This is a genomic window from Epilithonimonas lactis (assembly GCF_900110605.1).
GTDB classification, from domain to species: Bacteria; Bacteroidota; Bacteroidia; order Flavobacteriales; family Weeksellaceae; genus Epilithonimonas; species Epilithonimonas lactis.
Genome location: NZ_FOFI01000001.1, coordinates 914,057 through 934,029, shown reverse-complemented (window position 1 = coordinate 934,029; position 19,973 = coordinate 914,057). Strand labels below are relative to the sequence as shown.

The 19,973-nt window shown below is 38.7% G+C and carries 20 protein-coding genes; 10 read left to right on the top strand and 10 right to left on the bottom strand.

Annotated elements, in window-relative coordinates; translation table 11 throughout:
* The first annotated feature begins 69 nt into the window (after positions 1 to 69).
* Positions 70 to 909, top strand: coding sequence for an enoyl-CoA hydratase/isomerase family protein (locus BMW39_RS04370; protein WP_221406044.1), 840 nt, complete (start codon positions 70 to 72; stop codon positions 907 to 909).
* A 377-nt stretch (positions 910 to 1,286) separates the two neighbouring features.
* On the opposite strand, the gene BMW39_RS04365 is transcribed toward BMW39_RS04370, so the two are convergent.
* The 4 genes from BMW39_RS04365 to BMW39_RS04350 form a co-directional block, all read right to left on the bottom strand.
* Positions 1,287 to 1,757, bottom strand: coding sequence for a GNAT family N-acetyltransferase (locus BMW39_RS04365; RefSeq protein WP_034977689.1), 471 nt, complete (start codon positions 1,755 to 1,757; stop codon positions 1,287 to 1,289).
* 307 nt (positions 1,758 to 2,064) lie between these two features.
* Complete coding sequence (locus BMW39_RS04360) at positions 2,065 to 2,805, bottom strand: SDR family NAD(P)-dependent oxidoreductase (protein ID WP_034977687.1); 741 nt, start codon at positions 2,803 to 2,805, stop codon at positions 2,065 to 2,067.
* A 74-nt stretch (positions 2,806 to 2,879) separates the two neighbouring features.
* On the bottom strand, positions 2,880 to 3,446 hold the full coding sequence (locus tag BMW39_RS04355) for a Crp/Fnr family transcriptional regulator (RefSeq protein ID WP_034977684.1): 567 nt from the start codon (positions 3,444 to 3,446) through the stop codon (positions 2,880 to 2,882).
* 269 nt (positions 3,447 to 3,715) lie between these two features.
* A complete protein-coding gene (locus tag BMW39_RS04350) occupies positions 3,716 to 4,204 on the bottom strand; it encodes a T9SS type A sorting domain-containing protein (RefSeq protein WP_139175275.1) in 489 nt (162 codons plus the stop codon).
* A gap of 71 nt (positions 4,205 to 4,275) precedes the next feature.
* Between BMW39_RS04350 and BMW39_RS04345 the strand changes: the two genes are divergently transcribed.
* The gene (locus BMW39_RS04345; protein WP_051880015.1) at positions 4,276 to 4,971 is read left to right on the top strand and encodes a catalase family protein; all 696 of its coding nucleotides are present in this window, start codon (positions 4,276 to 4,278) and stop codon (positions 4,969 to 4,971) included.
* A 972-nt stretch (positions 4,972 to 5,943) separates the two neighbouring features.
* Here the strand turns inward: BMW39_RS04345 and BMW39_RS04340 are convergent.
* Both BMW39_RS04340 and BMW39_RS04335 read right to left on the bottom strand, forming a co-directional pair.
* The gene (locus tag BMW39_RS04340; protein ID WP_034977678.1) at positions 5,944 to 6,753 is read right to left on the bottom strand and encodes a Cof-type HAD-IIB family hydrolase; all 810 of its coding nucleotides are present in this window, start codon (positions 6,751 to 6,753) and stop codon (positions 5,944 to 5,946) included.
* Positions 6,754 to 6,877: 124 nt separating this feature from the next.
* Positions 6,878 to 8,266, bottom strand: a complete 1,389-nt coding sequence (locus tag BMW39_RS04335; protein WP_034977675.1) for a DASH family cryptochrome — start codon at positions 8,264 to 8,266, stop codon at positions 6,878 to 6,880.
* Between the two features lie 121 nt (positions 8,267 to 8,387).
* Between BMW39_RS04335 and BMW39_RS04330 the strand changes: the two genes are divergently transcribed.
* The 4 genes from BMW39_RS04330 (at position 8,388) to BMW39_RS04315 (ending at position 12,251) form a co-directional block, all read left to right on the top strand.
* Positions 8,388 to 9,443 carry a hypothetical protein gene (locus tag BMW39_RS04330; protein WP_034977672.1) on the top strand — a complete coding sequence of 352 codons (1,056 nt, stop codon included), beginning with the start codon at positions 8,388 to 8,390 and terminating at the stop codon, positions 9,441 to 9,443.
* A 378-nt stretch (positions 9,444 to 9,821) separates the two neighbouring features.
* Positions 9,822 to 10,445 (top strand): CatB-related O-acetyltransferase, encoded by a 624-nt coding sequence (locus tag BMW39_RS04325; RefSeq protein ID WP_034977670.1) that lies wholly within the window; start codon positions 9,822 to 9,824, stop codon positions 10,443 to 10,445.
* A 159-nt stretch (positions 10,446 to 10,604) separates the two neighbouring features.
* Positions 10,605 to 11,171, top strand: coding sequence for a Crp/Fnr family transcriptional regulator (locus tag BMW39_RS04320; RefSeq protein WP_034977667.1), 567 nt, complete (start codon positions 10,605 to 10,607; stop codon positions 11,169 to 11,171).
* 54 nt (positions 11,172 to 11,225) lie between these two features.
* Positions 11,226 to 12,251, top strand: coding sequence for a saccharopine dehydrogenase family protein (locus BMW39_RS04315; protein WP_034977664.1), 1,026 nt, complete (start codon positions 11,226 to 11,228; stop codon positions 12,249 to 12,251).
* Between the two features lie 15 nt (positions 12,252 to 12,266).
* Here the strand turns inward: BMW39_RS04315 and BMW39_RS19295 are convergent, their stop codons facing one another.
* Together BMW39_RS19295 and BMW39_RS19705 are read right to left on the bottom strand one after the other, a co-directional pair.
* Positions 12,267 to 12,443, bottom strand: coding sequence for a hypothetical protein (locus tag BMW39_RS19295; RefSeq protein WP_165569359.1), 177 nt, complete (start codon positions 12,441 to 12,443; stop codon positions 12,267 to 12,269).
* 166 nt (positions 12,444 to 12,609) lie between these two features.
* A complete protein-coding gene (locus tag BMW39_RS19705; RefSeq protein ID WP_375600494.1) occupies positions 12,610 to 12,786 on the bottom strand; it encodes an EamA family transporter in 177 nt (58 codons plus the stop codon).
* Between the two features lie 21 nt (positions 12,787 to 12,807).
* Here BMW39_RS19705 and BMW39_RS04305 point away from each other — a divergent pair, with 21 nt between their 5' ends.
* Positions 12,808 to 13,455 (top strand): helix-turn-helix transcriptional regulator, encoded by a 648-nt coding sequence (locus BMW39_RS04305; RefSeq protein ID WP_034977661.1) that lies wholly within the window; start codon positions 12,808 to 12,810, stop codon positions 13,453 to 13,455.
* A gap of 1,359 nt (positions 13,456 to 14,814) precedes the next feature.
* On the opposite strand, the gene BMW39_RS04290 is transcribed toward BMW39_RS04305, so the two are convergent.
* Positions 14,815 to 15,423: a DUF4142 domain-containing protein gene (locus tag BMW39_RS04290; RefSeq protein WP_034977649.1), complete on the bottom strand. Its 609-nt coding sequence runs from the start codon at positions 15,421 to 15,423 to the stop codon at positions 14,815 to 14,817.
* Positions 15,424 to 15,808: 385 nt separating this feature from the next.
* Here BMW39_RS04290 and BMW39_RS19285 point away from each other — a divergent pair, with 385 nt between their 5' ends.
* From BMW39_RS19285 to BMW39_RS04275, 3 genes are read left to right on the top strand one after another with little or no spacing between them, the layout of a single operon-like run.
* Positions 15,809 to 15,958: a nuclear transport factor 2-like protein gene (locus BMW39_RS19285; protein WP_165569357.1), complete on the top strand. Its 150-nt coding sequence runs from the start codon at positions 15,809 to 15,811 to the stop codon at positions 15,956 to 15,958.
* Positions 15,958 to 16,149: a hypothetical protein gene (locus tag BMW39_RS19075; RefSeq protein ID WP_051880014.1), complete on the top strand. Its 192-nt coding sequence runs from the start codon at positions 15,958 to 15,960 to the stop codon at positions 16,147 to 16,149. Before BMW39_RS19285 ends, BMW39_RS19075 begins: the two co-directional genes overlap by 1 nt.
* Positions 16,150 to 16,199: 50 nt before the next feature.
* Positions 16,200 to 17,330 (top strand): serine hydrolase domain-containing protein, encoded by a 1,131-nt coding sequence (locus BMW39_RS04275; protein ID WP_051880013.1) that lies wholly within the window; start codon positions 16,200 to 16,202, stop codon positions 17,328 to 17,330.
* Between the two features lie 302 nt (positions 17,331 to 17,632).
* Here the strand turns inward: BMW39_RS04275 and BMW39_RS04270 are convergent, their stop codons facing one another.
* Positions 17,633 to 19,774 carry a catalase gene (locus tag BMW39_RS04270; protein WP_034978015.1) on the bottom strand — a complete coding sequence of 714 codons (2,142 nt, stop codon included), beginning with the start codon at positions 19,772 to 19,774 and terminating at the stop codon, positions 17,633 to 17,635.
* Between the last annotated feature and the right edge of the window lie 199 nt (positions 19,775 to 19,973).

Genomic DNA, 19,973 nt, shown 5'->3' with positions numbered 1-19,973 from the left:
ATTTCCTATTTCAAAATCATTGAACAGTACATTTGCTACTCATTACAATACAAATTTAATAAAATCAGAATGAGTAACATTATGAAAAATGAAGTGTACCAAACAATCAGAACAGAACGCAACGGCGGAGTTGCTACCATTTTCATCAATAATCCGCCAGTCAATGTACTGGGAACAAAGCTTATGAAGGAATTGAAAACTGTACTTCAGGAGTATGCCGGGGATGATACAGTTAAAGTTATTGTTTTTGAAAGTGATAATTCTGAATTTTTTATCGCGCACGTGGATATCAATATCCTGGATGACCAGGAAGCAGTCGAAGAACTTACAAAAGATGTCTACGAAGGATTAAATATTTTTCAAACCATCGGTGAAATTATTAGAAGGCAACCACAGGTTACGATTGTGAAATTGAAAGGAATAGCCAGAGCAGGAGGTGCTGAATTTGTAGCTGCAGCAGACATGAGCTTTGCGTCGCTGGAAACTGGGAAAATAGGTCAGACCGAAGCTTTGATGGGAATTATTCCCGGCGGTGGCGCCACACAATATCTGTCAGAGAAGATGCCTCGAAACCGAGTATTGGAAGTTATTTTGGGTGCTGAACTATTTGATGCCAAAGATGCAGAGCGTTATGGCTGGATCAACCGCTCAGTTCCTGATTCGGAAATAGACCTGTTTGTTGATAAACTTGCACAGCAGATCGCTTCCCTTCCTGATGGTGTTGTTGCCACTGTGAAAAAAGTTTTGCCTCCCGCAAATCTGCAGCAGGGTTATCAGAAAGAAAATGATGGTTGGCTGGAATTAGTTTCAAAGCCAAAAGCTGCTGAAATTTTTAGTTCAATTATGAAAAAAGGTGCGCAGACACCAGATGTTGAAAAAGAGATTGAAACTTTATTGCGCAGTTTGTAATAATGACTCAATTAAAAAAAGCCGGAAGTTTAAATCTCCGGCTTTTTCTTTTAACAAATTCTGACAAAACTTTTTTACTACAAAACGGTTATTGAAATCTTTTATAATGATAAAAAAGCGTTGTTTTAAGACCTAATTCTGAATGAATTTAAAATGAATTAAAATTTAATCGTTTTTTAGAGATTTAAATGGTAATAATTAACGCTTCTCATAATTATGCATTTGCGGAAAAGCCAATTCACCTCTCTCTCCGCCGAAGATATACTTTCTTCATGAAATTCGAAGGCTGAAGCCACTAAGAACCAGATTTGCTGAGTTGCACTGTTATAAACCGTTTTTTCTATTTTACTTTCATACAATGCCTGGTCTACCCTTGATTATAGAAGTGTTCTCAAAGGCTTTTTAAAACAGACGCTGTTTTCGCTATTTTTATACTTTCCGAAATTGGGAATTATGGAATATTGGTTTGCTTTATAGAACTCAATGGCTTCGGGCTGATTTAGACCTGTCTCCAAAACGCAATTTCTATATCCTAACTCTACAGACCAGTTCTCCAACTCGGTCAAGATCGTTGTTGCTATTTTCTTCCCACGATTTCCGGGTTTTACAAACATGCGCTTAACTTCGATATTTTCTTGGTCATATTTTCTGATAGCACCGCATCCTGTCGGTACTCCATTCAAATACACAACAACTGCATTTGGTATTCTGTCAATTTTATTTAGTTCAGAGTAAAGTAAATGTTGGTCTCCATCTCGAATTTTGAGGTCTCGTTCCAACTCATTGGCCAATTCTTGAAAATCCTGATCGTCTGATGTCGTTCGTTTTACTGTAGTTTCTGTCTTCATATTGTTAGTAATTATTTTCAGTTTAGGCTTGCCTAAAATGGCTTAAAAATTATTTATATCCGCTGTACAATAGCGCATAACCACCCTAATCGCAGTACTATGGGCTATCCAAGTATTCGTTTTGTGAGATTTTAAAAGTAATTATTAACTCTTTGGGTATTGCCGAAGTGGGGCAATTGAAACCGTCAGTAAAAATATAGTGCAAAGGCTGATATAGGTAACAATTGTTGATGAGCTCCGTCAGCCCCCATTATGGAAATACCTTGTTACAGGCAGTGTTTTTAGTTCCTTAATATTTCACCGTCTTTTACCAAGGACAACTTGCAGGTTCTGGAAAGTATTCTTCGCTAATAAACTTTCCTGTTGGTCCCTTTTCGTCAATCATAGCATATTTAGCAATTCGTTTTCCTGCTTGTTCAGGAGTACTTGTACCTTGATGTCCTGTAAAATCAGTTTGGGTATAACCTGGGCAAACCATATTTATTTTAAATTTACTACTATCACGAAGTTCATACGCAAGATTTACAGTGTACATATTTAATGCTGCTTTACTTGATTGGTATACCGATGTTTTAAATTCATTTGTGGGACTTTCTGGATTAGAAGCAATTGTAATTGAAGCCATAGCAGTACTTACATTTACAATTCGAGGTTGTTCTGCTTTTTTTAGTAACTCAACAAATATTTGCGTTACACTTACCACACCAAATAGGTTAGTTGCAAATACTGAATAGAATTGTTCCAATGTGGCAGTAAGTGCGGATTGTGGAAAACCACCAGAAATTCCTGCATTATTTATCAAAACATCTAATTTACCTTGTTCCTTTTCAATGATGTTTTTAGCTGATAAAATAGATTTTGAATTGGTAACATCTAATTCGATAGCTTTTATATTTCCAAAACCATTTGCTAATAGATCATTTACTGCTACTTCTCCTTTCTGAATATCTCTACAACCAATGTAAACAAAATATTCATTTTGTAATAACTCTTTTGCTGTGGCTAAGCCAATACCTTTATTAGCCCCTGTGATTAATGCTGATTTCATTTTTTATTCTTTTAAATTAATAATGCAAAATTGCAATGAATAAAAATGAGCTGATTTACCATTTGGTAAAAAATCTAACGTATATTTTTTCTAATTCTGCTTAATGATTGTTGAGTAACTCCTAAATAAGATGCAATATAAGTTAAAGGGATTCTATTTATAAGGGATGGATGATTATTCATAAATTCAAGATACCGAGTAGTAGCATCTTCTGAAATTACAGGACTTTTTCTCGATTTTTGATAAAGGCATTTTTGAACCATTTTGTTTTTGATATTATCCCAACCCACAATGGTATGAGTAAGCTCATCCCAATTATCTTTTGAAAATAAAATCAGTTTACAATCAGTACAAGCCTGCAAATATTCAGTAGATACTGTATGAGCTTCAAAATTAATATAGTCAGCTATAAGGCTATTTTCAGTTATGAAACATCGGGTAATTTCTTCACCTTTGTTATTATAATAACAACCACGAACAACGCCGTCCACAAGGAAACCGACTTGTCGGGGAATTTTTCCCGCTTCCGAAAAATAGTTTTCTTTCGAAAGTTTTAACTCTGTCGCTTTGCCTGCAATAAGGTCAATTTGCTGTTTGTTCAAGTTGCCAAATTGCAAAATATATTCTATCAATTCTTTCATTGTCGCAAAGTTAGCAAATAGCTACGTCTGTCATTTACAAATTGGTAAAAAGCAGTTAGTGTTGTCAAATTTTTTTTATTGGCTTGGGTGTCCTAACATTGCCTGTAACTTTTATATAACCGCTGTATTTATAGCGCGTATCTATCCAAATTCGACTGAATATGCGATAAAATACACGCTTTTATCTTTTTTCAGTTTATTATTACCTAACAAAAAAAAAGAGCCATTACATTTGCAATGGCTCTTTTTATAATAATTTTATTAAATTATTATTTCTTAATAAACTTGATTGTTTGTACACCCTTATCTGTAAAGATGTTAATCAGATAAGTTCCTTGAATCAATGTGTGGACGTTTAGTTTCCTTTCGTTCGACATTGTTTTCTCAGAGACTTTCTTACCATCAATAGACATAATCACAATCTTAGTAATTTTTTCTTCACCACTGAAATGTAATACATCATTAACTGGGTTGGGATAAATTTGAAGCTTGATATTACTGCTCGGATTATTCACTCCTAAAGTATCATTATAAGCTAAAACAGCTAATGACGTTTTGGACTCGCATCCACCAATTGTCTCAGTAGCGTAATAAGTTTTATTATTTACTATTAAAGTAGTCATCGGCAAAGCATTGATGTGATCTGTCGCATCAGTAGCTGTTGCATACCATTTAATTCCCTGACCATTAACAACCAGTGCACTCAGCGTATCTCCCGAATTGAAGGTTTGTGTTGTAATACCAGTCGGCGCATTCACCACATCTGCTTCGGTGATTGTAAATGATTGAGTTGTCTGACAACCATTAGCATCTGTTACAGTGACCAGGTATGGTCCTTCTGCTAGGCAAAGATTATCTTGATCAACAGAAAAAAGTCGAGGAATATATTAACACACCCGAACTTTTTCAGAGTGTTCAGGGAGCGATGCTCGTTGCGGGAAGAAAAATTAAAAATTTAATTGGAAAAGAAGAAGACCCCAATCATTTCAGCATACCCGGATCACATATTTTAGGTGACCGTTACTTCAGTATGGCAGCAATACGATACGGAGATTATGTTGCTAAAATTTCCATTGCTCCGAAATCAGAAAATGTCGCAATCCTTCATGGGAAAGATATGGATGAAAATTTAATTAAGAATGAACCTGAAAGTTTTCTGACCACCATTGTAAAAAACTTTTTTGAAAATCAGACTGCTGTCTACGAACTGTCTGCACAGTTGTGTACTGATCTTGAAAAAATGCCGATTGAGGATGGTTCTGTTCAATGGATGGAAGATGACAGTCCGTTTCAGGCAATTGCAAGTTTGACCATCAGTCTGCAAAACACGTTCAGTCCGGAACGAAGAGTGTACGGTGATGATGTTTTAAGCTTCAATCCTTTCCATTGTCTTCCAGACCACAGACCACTCGGTAACATCATGCGTGTAAGAAAACTCGCCTATGAAACCTCATCCAAATATCGTCATCATATGAATGCTGCACCACGCGTGGAGCCTATCAGTATAGATGAATTGCCTGATTAACTATATGAGCAATGTATAAAAAAGAGATCCTGATTCGATCAGGATCTCTTTTTTGATCAAAAATAATGCATATCTGTTTTTTTTTAACCGATTTTTTTTAAGTCATATTCGACTGCAAAATATCTACTTAGATTTAATTTAAAGTCCACTTTCATTACAAAGTATATATCACATCAAAAATATGAAAGAGAATTAATAAAAAAAAAAGAACCAACGAATGACTGCATTTGTTTAAAATGAGTTTTGTAATTCTTGTCTAATTTGGCTCAAACGAACCAAATCATCGATAAAAGTGTTTAAAGATACGCTCGTCTTGGTCCCAAGACGAGCGTATAATTTTAAAACAGATAAATTCTTTTTAGATATTACGTGAATTTATTTATTATCTAGATTTACTTTATAAATCCCAGCCCCCTCTTTGACCCCCCATTAAAAAACAAACCATTAAATATCAGCATATTAAAGGGTTCTATTGTGATCCCAACTGGATCACTGCCAGGCACCTACATTTTAAAAGGCTTGAAAAAGGATGGAACATCTGTTGTAAAAAAAATAATTAAAAACTAGTCCATCTTTAGCTGATGGAAGGTCTGACCGAATGCCATTCTTGGAGTGGATATTTCCAGGGTTCAAATTCTGTTTATGTCTGCTCCGATCGAACTGACCTGTTTTCGCAACGGTAATTTTCTTGTTTTTATTGGGACCTACGAATGGTAAGGTCTCTATTACTCCCTATTTCAAGATCGATGTTCAGAACAAAGACGACATGGTCCTGTATAGTGATGAACTTGTCGAAAAAGTGAATGGCGGTGGAATTACGATAGAGGCCCGGTCATATCAAGGCAAAATTTATTTAAAAGCAAAATGAAAAGCTTGATATCCTTTGTAATGGTCTTGGTCTTTCGATCCAATGCAGCTAAAGCAAAGACCAATCGAACTTTTCACCTACTAGACTCCAGATCGGGCCATATCTTAAGAAGTTCGATCCAAAAGTCCAAAATGAATCAAAGCTTTTTCTATACCGTGATCATCGACATCTTCAGTGATATGGTCAGCGATCTCTTTGACGTTATCTCCAGCATTTCCCATGGCAACCCCTATCTTTACAGACCTCAGCATAGAGATATCATTTCCACCGTCCCCGAAGGCCATCGTTTCAGACATATCGATATCAAAATATTCACAAAAATATTCTATACCTCCTAGTTTGCTTATCCCCCCTGGATTCACATCCGCGAATAGCGGTGTCCATCTTGAGGACAGTGAATTTGGCATGACCTCCCGCATAAAGGTTTCCTCGACCTCACTATCGATAAAGACATTGACCTGCAGGACGTTCTCAATGTCAACATCTTCCTTGTCATATAAAGGCGGGACTGGAATATCTACGTGGCTATATAGTTCAAGGACCCTTGGGCTTTCATGACTGATCCTTACCTTATCTTCATACATCAATGAAAAACTCACATCAGATCTATGAGAGTACTCGATGAGATTTCTGATATCAACGGGATCGATCACTTTTCTGAACATCACCTGACCATCAACTGTGGTGCAATGACCACCATTGAACGTAAGAAAACCATCGAACTCTATATGTTTTATATGGTCGAGATCATTGACCGACCGACCGGTGGCAACAATCACCTTGATCCCTTTTTTACGGAGATCCTTTATGGCCTTCGTAGTCGATTCCGGGATCGATCTTGTCTTGAAGCTGAATAATGTTCCGTCCACATCAAAAAAGATGGCTTTTATCTTAGTGTTTTGCAAAGAGGTCATATGAAGTAATAACTATATCATTTTTATAAAAATACAAACATTACTACGCAAGATTGCCTTCTAAACATGCATTTAACTCTATTTTAATATTTGGCTCTTTGGAAATGATCTAGAGATCAAGTTTCTAAACTTTCAGTTTCTTAATTAAATTAATAGCTCTTTCCCATTTTGAAAAGATCTCGATCGGTTGGGGATAGTCTGGAATATCGAATTCCCAAGGGATCAATACCTCAATGTCATTTTTGCGTTTCAGCTCAGGGATCCACTCCCTTATAAGATCCTGCGCCTTATATTTGTTCGACTGATGGATGGGGTTTGTATAGTAGATCTCAAAAGCCTGCATATGCCAATTCATCCAGTTCGAACTAACGTCGTAGTCGATCAGTTTACTTTCAAAATAGGCAGCTCCCCATGTCCAGTCAATATTCAGATCGTGCACGAAGTAACTGGCACAGTTGACACGGCCGCGATTGCTCATATACCCTGTTTCGTTCAACTGCCTCATATGTGCATCTACAAATGGAATTCCCGTTCTTCCCTCACACCATCTTTCATATTTTGTCCTATCATTTTCAAACGTGATCTCCTTCTTCTTATACCCTTTCGTCTTGAAGATCTCATCACCGAATTTCATCCCCTTGAAGGTGAAATAGTCGCGCCAAACCAGCTCAAATACGATCCACCATGTGCTTTGGTTTTTCTTTATCTTTTTTTCATATTCTTTCACTGTCTCAAAAATTTCCCTCGGAGAGATGCAGCCTAAAGCCAGGTATGGGGAGAATTTCGAACTGTAATCCAATACCTGTGACTGGTTTCGCGTCCAACGGTATCCTGTCAAGAGTTCAGATCTGAAAGCATAATATTTAAGCCTTTCCAATGCTTTGGTCTCTCCGCCATCTAAAAGCGGCTTTGCGGCGTCATATTCTTTCTTTGTGAAACCAAACTTTTTATATGATGGAAATTTTGTACTCTTTACCTTTCTTACACTATTCAATTTTGCCGGTGCTTTAAGTGTATTTCTTGGCTCCGACTCTTTGCCCGCAGGAATCCTATAGGCTTTACTTGACAACGGGATCTTTGAGATCGAAAAAGGAATATCGTCTTTATGATACAGCGTTTTTCCCCAATAGAAATGAAATTTCACTTTAGGCAAAATGTCCTGAATTTCTTTGATCAGATCGAGCTCTTCGCTCGCATATTCCTCTTCTGCATAAATATCTGAAACATCATATTTCTCTACCAATTCGGGTAGAAATTGAGCAGCAGAGTCTGAGCCTATCAACAAATGGCCACCCAATTTATCCAGATGGTCCTGTAGGTCTACGACAGACTGTTCAAGAAATTTGAACCGGTTGATATCACATTTTTTAAATCCCAGATCCAGTTTCTTATAATTGCTTTTTTCCATGGCATAGCAGAAAATAAGTTTGTCACATTCCTCAATTGCTTTAGTCAAAGCCTCATTATCATGAAGTCTCAGATCATTTTTAAACCAGACCAATCCTGTTTTCATAGTAAGTTTTTTTTTAATGCTAACAAATTCAAAGCCTTTTGATCTTTATTCGGTCCGTTATTTTTAATAATTAGTTCTCATTAGGCGTACTTTTTGACAGGAGACCAGTAAATATCATACTATGACCATCAGATCTCTCTTATCTGTTTCCTCACTACTATTATTCATAGGAATTACTTCAGTACAGTGCGACAGCAACGACGACAATGATAATACTTCAGATCCTACCACAGCTACGGTCTATGCCACAGGCCGTGAAGGCTACAAGGCCAAATACTGGAAGAATGGAAACGCGGTGTCATTAGGTACAGGTTCTGGGAGCTCCGACTCCAATGGTATGGCGATTGTGGGGGATGATGTCCACAACGTAGGATACGAAATGAACCCCGATGGAAGATATGTTGCAAAGTACTGGAAGAACGGTGTTGCCACATATCTGACGGACGGGTCAAGGGATGCCTATGCAAACGACATTTTCATCAACGGGACCGATGTCTATATTGCAGGGCAGGAAATGAAACCAGGTGAAACGACCTATGCGGCAAAATATTGGAAAAACGGGATAGCAGTTGATCTTGCCGATGAAGCTCAGAACGTCATCGCCACAGGCATAGCTGTAGTAGGAAACGATGTCTATGTCATTGGGGAGCGTAGAATGCAGAACTGGCTTACGCCTGTTACCTGCTATTGGAAAAATGGTCAGATAAGTGATCTGTCAGACCGGACCACCACAGCCGATGCCCAGGATATTACCGTATCGGGCAGCGATGTTTATATGATGTGGTCTGTTGTCTATAACAGTTCAGGACAGCTACAGACCAGATACTCTAAAAATCTGGCAACTCCTACATTAATTCAAGATGGAACTCCGTATGCGGGTGGAACGGCTATCGCAGTGAAAGGAAATGATGTCTATGTTGCGGGAACAGGCATCTTGCCTAACAGCCAGTCCCTTGTGTCAAAGTATTGGAAGAATGGTTCACCTGTCATATTGGGTTCAGACGATTCTGCTGCATTGAGCCTCGATATTTCCGGTGATGACATCTATGTTGGAGGTTATCAAGCAGTTCCAGGCGGAGGATCTGAAGCCGTTTATTGGAAGAACGGAAAAGCACAGCAGATCACAAGTGGCACCGGAAGTGGCATGATCAGGCAGATCTTTGTGAATCAGAAATAATTTAAAATATCATTTCTCTATTTACAGAGCTCGCAAATAACATTGGTAAAAACTGATATGACCTTTAATTAGTACCAACCAACAAAGGATTAAAGGAATTGGCTATTATGTGATTGGTAGAGACCGAAAACTTCCCTTTCACGATTTAAAATGCAAATTTATTTGAGAATGCCGTAAAAAGAAGTTGCCGACCAGATAACCTTTCGACCACTGATCAATAGATACTTCAGGTATTTCCAGTTTTTGAGGCATGATCTAGAGCTTGTTTTGTATCTTTGATATCTTTTATTTAAAAGAAAAATTTAGACTTTCTTGGTCTGCAGCTGTACCAGATCCTCAGGAGTCATCTAAGATCCTATCTTTATCTAACATCAAATTATGACAGGTCCCAATAAAGACATTAAATTTCCAATTGAGAATTACGACAGGCTTTGCTTTTTGAAGAATGTTGTAAAAAACCCCAATATAATAGTGGGCGACTATACCTATTATGATGACTTCGAGAATATTGAAAATTTTGAGAAAAATGTAAAATATCATTTTGACTTTATTGGCGACAAGCTGATCATTGGAAAATTTTGTATGATCGCATCTGACGTCAAGTTTATAATGAATGGAGCAAATCATCTGACAGACAGTTTGACAGCTTATCCCTTTGCAATTTTTGGGAACGGCTGGGAAAATGCAATGGATAATAGATCTTATCCAAAAAAAGGTGATATAAATGTAGGAAATGATGTGTGGATCGGTTACAATGCAACAATAATGGCAGGAGTAACGATTGGAGATGGAGCGATCATTGCGACAAATTCTACAGTTGTAAAAGATGTTGAGCCCTATTCGATAGTCGGGGGAAATCCTGCCAAAGTGATCAAGAAGCGGTTTTCCGACGAACTGATTTTAAAGTTACTAGAACTAAAATGGTGGAATTGGGATATTGAAAGGATAACCGCAAACATCCAAAACTTGACAGACAACGAATTTGATAAATTGAAGTTATAAAAACGAACATAAAAAAACAATTTGGCAAAATGATGGACCTGGTGCAAGCGCATCTCTCGAATTTCAATTCAGCCACATCACAGGACAGCAAAATTCTATGAACAGATATCTTAGATGTGGCTCCATAACTGTAACTTTCGGGATCAAACTTTATTTTAGATGGTCCTAAATTACATCAACAGCTTCAATGTTCTATCAGAGAGTGATCTTCGCGATCTTATGTCATTGGTAGAAAGAAGATCATATACCAAAAATCAGTTCTTGGTAAAGGAAGGTGAAAAGTGCACCGAAATAGCTTTTTTAGAATCTGGTATATTTCGCACCTACTATTTGGGAGACGATGGCAAGGAAACGACCTACTGTTTCAGATTTCCTGGTGACCTTGTGGCCTCCTACTCTTCTTACATCTCCGGAAAAGTAAGTAAAGAGAGCATTCAGGCTATCTGTGATGCAGAGATCACCGTTTTTCAAAAAAGCAGGCTGGAGGAAATGTTCAACGATAATCCCAATTGGATCAAATTTTTGAAAATTATCGCAGAACAGGAATATCTGGAGCTGGAAAGAAGATTTTTTCAGCTACAGAGGGACAGCGCCTCTATGAGATACAATGAGCTCATTACAGTACAACCTCATTATATCCAAGAAATTCCATTGCAGTTTTTAGCCTCATATTTGGGGATCACTCAAAGACATTTGAGCCGGATCCGAAAAGAAGTTTCTTTTTAGACAAATGTCCTGTCCAAGGATATAGGGACCCTGTAGTTTTGTAAAAAAAAAATAATGGAGTCAAATATTTTAATTATCGGAGGTACAGGCATTGTCGGGAAGACGATCGCAAGAATTTTACAGGACAGAGATCCCAAGTTGTCCATAAAGGTAGGCAGCCGCAGATCCAACAATTCAATGACAAATATTTTCGTTGATGTCAATGATCCTGATTCATTTCAAAATATTCTCGAGAACAAAATCACACTCATCATTCTGTCGGTCAATGATCCGGAAGATCATATTCTGAAATTTGCGATCGAGAATGGAATTGATTATCTTGATATTACAAAGCCGACCCCGGACCTCATAAAAGCATACACTATCGCCAGGTCCGCACCTGTCAACAGTAGGATCGTCTTCTCCTCAGGATGGATGGGTGGAATCGTTCCTGGATTGGTCGGGAGTTTAGCTGACAGGTCTAGGAAGATCGATGATGCCAAACTCTTCGTCTTTTATTCAACAAAAGATCTAGCGGGTAAGACCTCTGCTCATTTTATGGCAGAAAATGTGGCAAGGCCATTTGTGTGCTATAAGGATAATGAGAGGAGATCGGTCAGGCACTTTTTGAATTCTGAGAACTATCACTTTTCATTTGGTATAGGGACAAGACAATCCTACAACTTCGATGTCCCCGATCTTTTTATTTTAAATCATATTGAAAAGATCCCCAACGTTTCGGTGAAGATGACCTATGACTCCAAGGTGATAACCTGGCTTCTGGGTGCATTCCAATCATTGAGAATTTTTGATATACTATCTCTGAAACAGAGACAGACCATCTTTGGAGGCAGCGGAAATGGGGATCAGGCTGTTTTTGAAATTATCATAAAGCAAGGTGAAAACGTCAGAAAAATGAGCCTTCAAAGTGAACGAGGACAGGCAGAACTCACCGCATTATCTGCAGTTTTGCATACTGAGGTGATCTTAAAGGATACATTGGATAACAAAATTTATTTCAGTCATCAGATCCATCGATCTGATGATCTATTATCATCATTAAGAAGTTATCCTGGGATCAATGTACAGGTTTTATCATGAAAAAACTAGCAATGATCATTCATAGAACCTGTTTCTGAATTGACGTTTTTTAACAGACGGCGAATCGATAGATGTTTGAATGCCTTTCGACGAGACAGAATGGTCGTTGGGAACTTTAAAATCATCCTCTCCCTTTTCACCACAAGCAGACATCGTGATGACGGCCATGATGAGAAATGAAAAATTTTTCATTGCATTATATTATTATAGGTTTTTTATTTTGTTTAAAATTTGGAATGTTTAGTTCGGACCGATAATTGTAACATTGGATCATTTCTCACCGACCATCTCTTTAATAGATCTTATAATAAATTAGCACAGAAAAGTGATAAAGATGACAACATTCCATATGTGACCATCATTTTGCGGAGACCCGCAAAAGACCTATAAAGATCAAAATGATACCTGGATAGATGTAGATATGTGGTGCTTCTGACAGAAACAGATAAGCAAAGACAATTGCAAAAACAGGCTCCAGCAACAATAGGTTAGACAATAATAGCGATGGTAATTTCTTAGAGGCAACAACTCTCACAGACAATATGAGATCTACTCTATGATCGCAGCAGCATACGTAGAGATCAATGATTTTGAAAAATCAGCCAGTTTTTCGAAAAAGTACAAACATCTTTTGGATAGTCTTGATTTTGTGAAGAAAAGATCAGGCGATGTCAATTTTATCAACCGGATCAATCAGAAGGTCTCTGACACAAATGAAAAAATATCATTTTTAAAAGAAAGAGCTTTCCTTCTCACGATCGCGGTTATCATTATTTTGATCTTGGTGGCAATTGTTCATTTTAGAAGGCAAGGCAAAAAAAAGAATACAGCCGAAATAATTACGCCAGAAAATATTTCCACCCCTCAAATTGATATTGTATCCTACGAAAAGTTGCAATCCGATGTTGAGCCGGATACAGTAAAAACTTTAGTTTTCCTAGCAAAAGAAGATATCAATACTTTTCATATAGAGTTCCAGAAAACATATCCATCATTTTATTTAATACTTAAAGACAAATATCCCGACCTTAATATCTCAGACCTTAATTTCTGTTCATTGATCAAAATGAATTTTAGTATCAAAGAAATTTCTCAATTCACCAATTCGACCATCAGGGCGATCGAGGCAAGACATCAACGGGTCTACAAAAAGATGGACCTTAAGAATCAAGATGAGCTATATAGGGTCGTGTCTGTAATGTGAAAAAAAGTACCACATATTGAACACACTATTTTCAGATAAGGAAAATATGCGGTTTAACGCTATCTATTATCATCACTTGTACGGAGTCCTTTCATAAACTATACTAGATCATGATCCGCTTGATATGATCGAACGACGTTCTTAGATAAGAATTTGGTCGGAATCGATCATTACTGATGAAATAGTACAAAAGGAAATGGCAAAAAGACCTTCACATAAAGTAATGATAAAGAGTTGGAAACTTAAAAAGATCACACAGTGTTTTAAATTACGGCAACAATTGCTAAATTACAATTAAGTTTTAAATTTACGATGTGAAACAACAGATCCTTGATTTCTTACAAAGCCGTTTTGATACTTTCGGGTTAGGTGCTGGTACGACATTCTCCGAAATAGTATTCGCCACCAAAATAAAAAGAGAGTTATTGGGACCTTTATTATTTGAGTTGCTTGACGAAAAAAAGATAACGGTCAGAAAGGGTGAACATATAGATCTATATTTTATCCAAACTTGATCTCATCACACAGATAAGATATAGTTACAGTACATTTGCGTCGTCGGATACAAAACGTCATCCTCTGAGTTTATATTTTTATGACAGCCAACTCTTACTTTCTGTTCGATAGTGTAGAAGGTCGATCCTCCTTCAAAATATTTTTCCGTATTGGGCATTTCCAAGCGGAATGCCCGGAGAAGTCCATATTTACATTGTGACCGGTCTTACGGGTGACGGGATGACAGTCGGTACGATGACCTTACTGATCATTCCGGACCTTCCTGATGACTCGGAATCAGGACTCGCGCAGCTTTTTCAAACCCTTAGCAAGCGTATCCGGTTTCTTTGATGAAGTTTTCAATAGAGAAACTTAAGGAGACCAACGCAGGAACTGGCAGAATCGTCAAGTTTGAAGGCAAAACCAATGCAGCTTACTTTGATCAAAAAGCAGCAGTACACCTATCATTTACTATATGTCCCGATACTGGCGGTACACTCAAATGGAATCCCTCTGAGGTATCTCGGGACTGCCCTCGCCATGGGTCACCATTCGATAACAATGGTAAACTGCTGAACGGTCCAGCACTTACAGGACCTACATCACTAGCTGATAATAGAGAATGATCTGAAGCACTTACGGAACCGCTTCTGAATAGATTGGAAATAAATGAAGATAACAGTCAAGCAAATTCGTTAAATATAAGGAGAGACCAGATATCTGGTCTCTCATTATATTTAACGAAAAGTTTTTTAGATAAAAAAACACATAGCTGTCCTAAGAAAAATTTATAAAGACGAAAATGGATCTCTTCTTTTATAGAATAATAAAGTCATTTTCATTGACCAGTGTGGACCGATCAGCTTATTTGACAGCCGATCTTGTTTTTTCGGACTCCATTAAATGGTGTTCCAAAGTGGGAACGGTCTTTGTGGCAAATGATCTTAGGGACGCTTCACTGCCATCCGTAGATTCTTTCTTGAACGCTGCCAAGACTTTTTTGTGATCGTTCACCATTACCTCCGCGAACATACGGTCGAACTCAGCGCCTTTTTTAGCTTTCAGCTCATCATAGGTCTTCTGTTGCTCCGCATTGACTGCGCTTGGTAATGTATATCCGGCTGCCGAAGCCCAGCCTTTGAGTTCCTCATTAGCCTTGCCGTGGTCCTTTACCATCATAGCGCCCAAAGATCTTACCGAGGCATTGGTCCCATTAGATGATGCAAGTTCACCAAGCATCACTTCTGCCATCCCGCCTTGTGCGGCCGCATCTGCAAATTTCTTGTCCTGATCTGTCAGTTCAGATCTGCTCTGGTCGGTAGTTGGAGCTACTGCTGTGGAATCGGTCATCGTGACGGTGGTATCAGCCGCTACCGCTGTGCTGTCAGCTGAGCTATTTGCATTTGTCGTTTCTTTCTTTTCGCAAGCCATGATCGCGATCAGTGCCATAGAGGTTAGGATCAATTTTTTCATAATGATAATATTTTTTTATTGGTTAGTGATTGGTATCGTTCTCTTTACAAAAATTAAGCCTAGAAATAAATATGGGTTGGTGTGCCATCAGAAAATGTGTTCTTTCTTATTAAAAAATGACAACGAAAGTGAAAGGAAGAGGGAGAAACAAATTGAACTTTTCATCCCTATGGTATATGGATAAAATTTTGGTCATTCTTAATGACGACACACTCGTGCCCTCATCACAAGATCTGTTAAACTATGAAATTGATCTTTCTTAACAGGTCGATATCAAATTTTTCACCAAAATAATAATTATTAATACAGTAATGATCTTACGGGCGCACGGCATAAGCTTTGAATAGCTACATCGGATCTGATCGCATCAAATATTGACCATAGTATGAATAATAAAGTGATCCTGATCAAAGCCAACAAGGCAATTTCTGAAGGTGACTATGATACGTTCATTAATTTATTGACAGACGATGTCATATGGAATCTTGTTGGTGAACAGGTCTTATATGGGAAATTCAGGTACAGCATTATATAATGGAAAACCACATCCAACCTCCCAGATCTGAAATGGAGCAACCAATCGGAGAAAATGACGCTCTCACAGCTGTAGGCAGGATATCATTATTCAATGCATTAAGCGGATGGACAGAATACAACGATTGTGATGTATGGCGTTTCAAAAATGGCAAGATGCCGGAACTGAAAGCTTTTGTCATTAGGATTTAATGATCGATAGGTCCCGCGATAGACCGAACACTATTTATCACCTTTTATATATGAACAAGAAATGGGCTTATTTTACCGGTACATTCACGGCACTGGTCTCTCTGATCTATATTTCAGGATACGGTTATATTTTCAAAGCGATCCTTACCAACTTTAAGAGGGGATCTTTAACTCCCTCAAATGATGATGGTGAAAAGTTCCCTGCTCACCCTGTCACAAATCAGCATGCCCAAGGCTTTGCAAAGGATGGTGGCTGCAATCCCACTGAGCTTTCAGCATATCTGCTGAAGGATCTGAAAAGAACAGGAACATCTTCATTGGTGATGATCCGGAATAACAAGATTGTTGTTGAACGATACTGGAAAGATCATCAGGCATTCATTCCTCAAAATTCTTTTTCAATGGCCAAGGGCATTCTTGCAATGCTTGTAGGTTGTGCAATTGATGATGGATATATTACGTCTGAAGATCAACTTATATCTGAATTTCTCCCAGCCTATAAAGACAGTACCTATGGGAAATATCTGACATTTAAACACCTGTTGACCATGCAGGCTGGTATGGACTGGGATGAGGAGTACCACCACCCTTTTGCGCCTAACGCAAAACAGTATTTTGTTGACGATCTTTCAGAGCAGACCTTAAGTGTGGAAGTTAAAGAGATGCCAGGGAAAAAATATGAGTATCAAAGTGTTTCTACGCAGCTGTTGGGGCTGACATTGAAAGCAGCCATAGGAAAAGATCTGGCAGATTACCTCTCCGAGAGGATATGGAAGCCTCTAGGTATGGAATTTCCTGCAAAGTGGAGTACAGATGAGAAAGGTCTTGAAAAAGCATTTTGTTGCATCCATGCTTCTCCAGTGGATTTTGCAAAGATAGGTCAATTGATACTGCAGGACGGAAATTGGAATGGCAGACAGATCATCAGTAAAAGTTATATTCAAAGGATGCTCACCCCCACAAACGAAAATGACGCTTTTTGTTATTCCGTCTGGGCAGATGATGACCACAACTTAAAACACCGTTTCTTTTATGGATTCCTGGGCCAATTCATTATCATGGTCCCAGAAAAGAATATGGTCATTGTGAAAACCGGTCTTTCCGATGATCTGAAAGTTGATGACAAACTAAGACCTTGCCAGGTGCGCCTATTGATCGATGAACTGAAGGACCTGACCTAGTTTTCCGGCATGACAGAGAACATCATGGATATCATAAGCAGCAGGAACCAGAAGATAGTTCTAAAAATGACCATTGTACAAAATCACCACTGTGAAGAAAGGGATCTGGATAATAATGGTGCGTGCTGAATTCAGTAATAATTCGATGTCTGTTGATTACGTAAATAGATCTCTTGTGAAAGAATATCATTAAAATAGTGGTTTGCCTTTGAAATAATAAAAGGATCGGCCAATTTTTTTCAAAGAAAAGGACCGTTCTTAGCGGTCCTTTTCTTCTGGTAATTCGAAATTATTATTCTGGTCTATGATGGATTATTCCTTTCCATTTCCAAATCCCAGACCCTATGATCTGCTACAGCGTTTATAAAAGCTTCATCAGAACCTTTACTGCCGGAAATGATGATGGCCGGATCTTCGTGCGTTTTTTTGCTTACCTCACTCGCCTTATATATTTCATTTGTGTCCGTTCCAAAATAAATGGCCTTGCAATGCTTATAGGCTTCATTTACAAAAAGGATCGTTCCTGGTCTATTATCTTCATTCAATAGATTTTCAGAAGATCTTTTTCCGCTGCAAAGATATAACGCATCGAAACAGACGCTTGCCGTGCTCGTCAATGAATGCTTAGGGGTAAAACTACTGCCATCATCCCCTGTGACAGGTGATAGACTTCCAGCGATGATCTGGACCATGGCACCCTTGGATTCCAACTTTGACCTTAAGGAATTGACATCCGCAGCAATGACACCATCTTCCATGATGAAACCGATCACCCTGCTTTTTATTGAGTCTTTGACCGTATTTTTCATACTTAACGCATCGGAGCTCTTTGTCGACGGTTCCCTCTCAACGCTTTGAAGCGTTTTTGGATCTGCATCTGCCGGAATACTGCCGTTAGGCTGTTCTAGTTCCGTAACTTCAACACCTACTTTTTTGGCTACCAAAGCTGCTAGATCTTTATCAATAAAGGCCAATTGACCGACCACCCTCTCACGGATCGCAGGAATGGTCACTTTTGACAATTCAAATATCAGGGCGTTTTGAAGGTGCTTTTTTTCCGGAGCAGACTGGCTATTGTAAAATAATTTTGCCTGAGAGTAATGGTCTACAAAACTCTGACTTCTTGCGCGAACTTTATGACCGTCCACCCTTTCTTCCTGTGATGCGAATCCGCCGTCTTTCCACATCGCCTGAAATGGACAGCCACCTCCTATCGAATTTGGTTCATAGCTTACCTTACCTTTGGAGATCTGCTGACGCATATGGCCATCGCGTTGATTGTTGTGAACGGTATTGATCGATCTGTTGATCGGAATTTCGTGGAAATTGGGAGAACCCAATCTAGATAACTGTGTATCGGTATAAGAGAACAACCTGCCTTGAAGTAAAGGGTCGTTGCTGAAATCGATTCCCGGCACCAGATGTCCTGGATGGAAAGCGATCTGTTCGGTCTCTGCAAAGAAATTATCTGGATTTCTATTCAACGTCAGTGTTCCCACCAGCTCGACCGGTACCTCCTCTTCCGGGACCAGTTTGGTCGGGTCCAGAAGATCAAAATCAAATCTGTGCTCATCTTCTTCTGGAATGATCTGCACACCAAAGTCCCATTCCGGAAAAGAACCGTTCTCGATGGCATCCCAAAGGTCCCTTCTATGGAAATCCGGATCTTTTCCAGAGATCTTGGTTGCTTCATCCCAAGCTACTGAGTGCACACCTAATTTTGGTTTGAAATGGAATTTTACAAAGTGCATCTTGCCTGCTTCGTTGATGAATTTAAAGGTATGGACCCCAAAACCTTCCATCATCCTGTAGCTTCTCGGGATCGCCCTGTCACTCATCGCCCACATGATCATATGCATACTTTCCGGCATCAACGAAATAAAGTCCCAAAATGTATCGTGAGCTGATGCGGCCTGTGGTATGGCATTATCTGGTTCAGGTTTTACGGCATGGACCAGATCGGGAAATTTCATTGCATCCTGAATGAAAAAGACAGGAATATTATTTCCGACAAGATCATAATTTCCTTCTTCCGTATAAAATTTAATGGCAAAACCCCTGACGTCTCTCGCAAGGTCCGTACTTCCTGCACTTCCCGCAACGGTAGAAAAACGGACAAATACCGGCGTCTCTTTCCCTTCTTCTGACAAGAATTTAGCTTTCGTGTACTTTGCAAGACTTCTATTGAGTTTAAAAGTTCCGTGTGCTCCCGATCCTCGTGCATGAACTATCCTTTCAGGGATCCGTTCGTGGTCAAAATGGGTAATTTTTTCTCTGAGTATAAAATCTTCCAACAGACTTGGTCCTCTTTCCCCAGATTTTAAGGAGTCCTGGTTGTTGTTGATCTTTAGACCTTGATTGGTGGTGAGCGCCTGATCGGAATTATCTGTCGTATGATCCTCGAGCTGATGTGATTTTTCATTTGAAAGATCCTTTTTTTTCATAATGGTGATATTTTGGTGTTTACTAAATTTCATCATACTTTAACAAATACTGTACCTGCGATACACCACAGATACTATCAACATTGGGTATAAATAATCAAACGGATTGAATGATATCAAGATGCCATTATAGATGGGATCAATACCAGCTGTACTGCCATACGAATGAATTCCGCTGTCATTTGAAGAAAGGATATCT